The organism is Candidatus Zixiibacteriota bacterium, assembly GCA_021159005.1.
GTDB lineage: Bacteria > Zixibacteria > MSB-5A5 > UBA10806 > 4484-95 > JAGGSN01.
Map to the genome: position 1 here is coordinate 1 of JAGGSN010000184.1, position 5,247 is coordinate 5,247.

Consider the following 5,247-nt stretch of genomic DNA (forward strand, 5'->3'; position numbering starts at 1 on the left):
GTGCCTTGAATTCGGGATTAAACATCGATCTGTCGTTTTTGTTGTGTATCCATGTCTTCACGCGCACAGCGTGCGTCTTCAACAGGTGGCTTGTGTATTCCAGTTCCTTGTGATAGGATTCCAGATCATAATACGGTTTTTCCCGTACCGATTCTGCCTTAAATATCGATTTAAGGTTTAGTGTTCGTTTCATGGTTTTCACCTTTTTTTTTATGTGCACACGTATGTGCCGTATGCGTATCAGTTTATGCACATATAAAGGTTTCGGAAAAAAAGAAAATCGGTACCCTACCGGTCATTCGTCCTCATGGATAACTTCATTGAGTGTGTTCATCGCGACCGCCGCGAGAAATTCCTTCGCTTTGGCTCTCACATCGCCTCTGATGCCGTGCCCTTCCATCATCGTCACTAGCTCGTCCAGTAGTCGATCCGTGTCCACATCATCGTCTGGCTCATCCTGTTTGCCACCATAGAGTTCAACGTCCCACATCATCAACTCGCCTATCCGTTCCTCGTCCACGCCGTCCACCAGCATGTCCATGAAAAGTTCAGCAACATTTTCATTACATCGACCGCATGACAGTATAGAGCCATAGCGCGACGCGTCCGGCACGATCTCGGTGAGTGCCAATATCATCGCGTCGCTCATCCGTTCACGCAATCGCTTTATGACCGCGACCTTTGCGCCAAACAGAAACGCTTTGAAGTTCCACTGTCTCACACTGTCGTTGTCTACGTATTCCCGTGCCTCGATTATGACCATATCCCCGTGATCGTGCACCATTTCAACGATAAGGTCTATCCTGTAGTCTGTTTCGTCCAGCACACTCTTAAGCACGCTCGTTAAGATATTTGCCCTGTTGTTGGCATTTATGTTTATTCCTTCCATGATTTATTCCTCGATTATGTAGTCTATATCCTGTAGTCGCTCTATTCTACTGTTTTTCACTCGTTACGTTCTGACATTCGCCTCACCCATCGCGTTGTACGACCTGACCAGTGCGTTTATCCGGTCGATGTTCACGCCGTATTTGATCATATCCGAGAACGCCATCAGGGTTTTTTCGTCCAGCCGTTCGACGTCCGTTATCGCGGTGCCGTATATTGACGGTTGTGTGCTTACCACCACCGTTGACAGTTCGCGATGTAGATCATCATCGATCTTCCCGTGTAGCCGCTTCAGCGTGACGTTTTTCGCCGCTATAACGACCGTCCCAAACGACCATTTTTGGGGTGTGCCGGCGTTGAAGTCCTCCACCGCCTCGATCATCTCATAAACGCCGTGTTTTCGGAGTAACGCGAGCATTATCTCAACGTCATCCGTGCTGCAGTTGAACATCTCCGCCAACAGGTGTATCGAGTCTATCCGCTGATGCATGTGCTTTTCTGCCGTGTCGTGTTCCTGTGCAAATCGCATATTTGCTTTTTCTGGTGATTCCATGTTTTCTCGCCTCTATTGGTGTATACCCCCACCGGCACGCAACCGATGGGGTTTATATACGGGTTTAGTGGGTTTATCAGGAAAAAAAATAAAAGCGGGTGGGTTTTCACCCGCTCCGGTTGTGCTCGAACTTCCACCCGTGCCCTTCCTTATGTCCGTCTGCGATCTGTCCGGCTATCTCATGAAGATTGGTTACGATCTCACCCCATTGATCCGCTTCGAGTTCGACCGTCACTGCCCATTCTTTCCCTGTGATCCCTTCCAGTTCCTCGATTCGATCTTTTATCGCATCGCCGTATTTGCCGACCATCCCCGGTACTTTTTGACGTGCGATTGCATCGAAGTCGTAAAAGTCCTTCACTTCCGGCATACTGTAGCCCGTCCCGCAGCGTGAATCTATGTACACGTTGCCGAGAGGATAGCCGCCCCACGTTCCCGCTTTTTTGGCTAGCCTGACCCACTGACGCAATACCTGCAGCTCTTCTGTGCTCCCGACTTCCACCGGTTCCGCGATAAAATCCGCTTCGTATTCATGCCATAGCTCATCTATGTTTCCGCGTCCCTCTATGACTTCCAGCCCTTCGCGGTCTTCCGGTTCAACGTCGTAATTAATATAGCCCTGTGCGTCCTCTTCTTCCGAAAAGTCCACCTCTTTACATCCGTCGTGTCTGTTGCCGTCTTCATCCACAACTATGTATGATGGCTCAAAGTCGTCATACAGCCCCTCATAGACCTCTACGACCTTCGCCCATACATCATTACCGTATGAAAGCGCGGCGCATGTTTGCATTGCATCGCCTATCTCCTTGTATCCCCATAATCCGGTATCGGTCTCTTCGTTCTCGCAGTTCGCGATCACAAACGCCGCGTCCTCAATGGTATAACTCCGGTCTGTCACGCTCTCAAAGAACGCGTCTTGTATTTCGCCGTATCCGCTTATCTCGCACCGTATATTTGAAACGTCTTCCTCGCCGTTGAGTATTGCCTCTTTTATGTCCTCTTCAATGTCTGATAGAAACGCGTATGCGTCTTTTTCTACTTCGATGTTATAATCCATGTTGTTTCACCTCTTTAAATTACAAATTCTGCCTGTGTTCCTCTGCAAATGCAATATCCCGCCTCGTGACCTCATCAGCGTGATCAAGTTCGCGGTCTGCTGCTCTCGTTGCCTCTGTAGCGTCATCGTCTTCAAATTCCATAACGCACGCCATAGAGCAGAATACGGACGCGTTCGCCTCTCCTCGCGGCATATATTGTATCCCGCCATCGTAAATGATCTCGCCGCACCATGTACATCTTTGTAGTATATCAAGTTCCACAGCCGCCCACTGCCTCAACTCGTGCGCGTTCATCGGGTGGTATCCTGCAGCACTGCCTACCGCCATAGTGATATTTTTATTTATCTCGTCACGCTGCCATTGCCCGCGTATCAGTATCGCGGTTTCTGCGACTGCCCGCGGATCATCGTATAATTCGCTTTCACCCCTGTAGTGTGTCTGTAATAAGTCGCTGTTGATCACCGATTTATCCCTAGTGATCTCGACTATATGACTGCCATCGATTCGTACTTGTCTTGTTATGATATATGCCATATTCTCACCTCGAATGAAAATAAATGGATGGAAGTGGTTTAAACCGCCTTCCAAAGTTCTGTTGGCACGTCTGCGCCGTCTATCGTTATCCTCTCGGTTATGAATGCGCTACCGTCGCACCAGTCAGCGAACGCCTTAACCACCTCTGGCAGCGTGACGGGTGTGTAGTCCATCGATGTACATAACCGCGGATAATTCTTATCATGCTGTTGGAAAAACCCGCCCGTAAAACCTTCATCCCGATAATGTTCAAAAGTGAACTGCCCCTTAAAGTTCCAGATCGTGCCCAACCTGTAACCCTGGCAATACCGATCTGTTAAATTCATCAGGGTTCTAACCTTCTCGATAACTGCCGCGGGCGCGGTACTGTTCTGTGCCCACCCAATATATTCGCACGATCCCACGCCGAACGCTGCCGACTGTTCGCCATTCACTATCTCGACCACAAGGGGGTTTGCATCGATAAACTCAATTACCGGCGCTAGTGCCGCCTTCGTCGTCATAATATCAGGGTGCGCCTCGCTTCGATATTCGGTGTAGGTCTCTGTTACTGTGTTTGCTTTCATATTATCGACCTCTTTTATCTGCGCCGTATGCGCCGTATACGTATCATACTTTATACTATAAAAAGGCAGTGACGGGTGATAAGCCCGCCCTGTTTATACGTACATCATGCACGCGTCCGGCGTGTCTGTGCCGTCGTTTATCCAAAGGTGATAACATCCATCCTCTGATAGTACGACCTCTGCAGTGAGGGTGTTTGTCGGCTTCCAGAGGGCTTTTAAGAATATGCCCGCGAACCTGATTTTATCGCGTATCTTCATCCGCATATCGACCACCTCACAATAATTCAAGATCGCCGCTTTCGATGCATTGTAGGATAGTCCGGCATTCATTCAGGCGTATTTTTAGCAGTGCCGCGCTATGGCTATCCTTATCGTGCTCCGCATCGACTATACACCTCTCCGTAACATCTGCCCGCCGCCGTAATGCGTCGGTGATCTTTTGGTATCTTCGAGCCATCCCTTAACGCTCCCATTCAATGTGTCCACCTAGTGCGGTAACAATTGCTGTAGTGTCCTCAATCATCTCGCGGGCTTGCCTTTCAAGTTCTCTCTTGAAACCGATTGATTTCACCCGTTCAATTGCTTTTTCTAGTACGTCCGCGGGTATCTGTTGCCTTACTGTTATTATGTGTGTTCGTTTCAAGTTATCTCACCTTCTTATTGTTTATTTGTTACTGAACTGATCCAATAACCGTGAATAGATGTTATATTTTCTTTTTAGGTAGTATTCGCCTTTATCTTGATACAACCAGTCCAATATTTTTATTGATACCTGCCTGCCGGTGTATTTTAGAGCGTAATAAAACCCGTCTACATGTTTATATTGCCGATCTCGCTGTAAATATCCTTTTGTTTCGCAGTGTGCATTAATTACGTTCTGTAATTTAGAAATAAAAGCCTTTGTGCCGGTAAAATAAACCATTGTATTGTAATAGTACTTTGGCATCGATACGCCGCCGTCCCCATCGAAAACCCCGCGTATAAAGTGGTGTGTGGTGTTTGTTTTATCAAGTTCATTGAATAGGTATGAACAGTCTGATAACCGGTGTGACTTATCCTCCCATTCAATGCCCCATTTTACGATATTAAGAAGCAATCTGTTATCACCAACCGAATATTTGTATAAATGGCGATCATTTATTATTTTATGCTCTGATTTAAGTTCTTTTCGCAGTAACTCCAATATCCCCCTGTCCTCTTTTTTTAAACTGATACTAAAGTATCCGCTACCATTTTTAGAAAAACTAAAACTCCCGTCTGCGATCCACAACCCCAAAAAGTAACTTGATCCGGGTGTAAGTTCTTTAAAATAATCATGATCTACTGGTAGTTTGTTTGAATTGGTCGGATACCGTTCTATGTTGTATTTATCGAGTACTTTTTGGATTGTGTGCCTGTCATATCCTGCCGCCCTCGCTGTTTTTCTACCTGATCGGTGTTTATGGTACAGTCTGATTATGTCCTGTTCTTGGTCTGGTGTAAATATTATCTTTGCTGGCATGTAACCACCGCGTATATATCGGTTCTAATCGAATAAAAGAATAGTGAGAGCGTGTTTAAACGCTCTCTGTTACACTAAACACAACAGGTTTACCGCAATCCCTGCAGGTTACGGTGTTCTTTTCCTGGTCATATTCCCAATTTGGAT

The 5,247-nt window shown here is 46.9% G+C and carries 8 protein-coding genes; all 8 read right to left on the minus strand.

Annotation, left to right across the window (positions count from 1 at the left end; all coding sequences use genetic code 11):
* Nucleotides 1–193, minus strand: a 193-nt coding sequence (locus J7K40_11435; protein ID MCD6163008.1) for a hypothetical protein, incomplete at its 3' end; no start/stop codon positions are given.
* 102 nt (nucleotides 194–295) lie between these two features.
* Nucleotides 296–889 (minus strand): hypothetical protein, encoded by a 594-nt coding sequence (locus J7K40_11440; GenBank protein ID MCD6163009.1) that lies wholly within the window; start codon nucleotides 887–889, stop codon nucleotides 296–298.
* Between the two features lie 63 nt (nucleotides 890–952).
* A complete protein-coding gene (locus J7K40_11445; GenBank protein ID MCD6163010.1) occupies nucleotides 953–1,441 on the minus strand; it encodes a hypothetical protein in 489 nt (162 codons plus the stop codon).
* Between the two features lie 106 nt (nucleotides 1,442–1,547).
* On the minus strand, nucleotides 1,548–2,498 hold the full coding sequence (locus tag J7K40_11450) for a hypothetical protein (GenBank protein ID MCD6163011.1): 951 nt from the start codon (nucleotides 2,496–2,498) through the stop codon (nucleotides 1,548–1,550).
* Between the two features lie 19 nt (nucleotides 2,499–2,517).
* Entirely contained in the window at nucleotides 2,518–2,793 is a 276-nt protein-coding gene (locus J7K40_11455) for a hypothetical protein (GenBank protein MCD6163012.1), read from the minus strand.
* 278 nt (nucleotides 2,794–3,071) lie between these two features.
* Nucleotides 3,072–3,599, minus strand: a complete 528-nt coding sequence (locus J7K40_11460; protein MCD6163013.1) for a hypothetical protein — start codon at nucleotides 3,597–3,599, stop codon at nucleotides 3,072–3,074.
* Nucleotides 3,600–3,873: 274 nt separating this feature from the next.
* Entirely contained in the window at nucleotides 3,874–4,056 is a 183-nt protein-coding gene (locus J7K40_11465; protein ID MCD6163014.1) for a hypothetical protein, read from the minus strand.
* Between the two features lie 207 nt (nucleotides 4,057–4,263).
* Nucleotides 4,264–5,100, minus strand: a complete 837-nt coding sequence (locus tag J7K40_11470; protein ID MCD6163015.1) for a hypothetical protein — start codon at nucleotides 5,098–5,100, stop codon at nucleotides 4,264–4,266.
* Nucleotides 5,101–5,247: the final 147 nt, after the last annotated feature.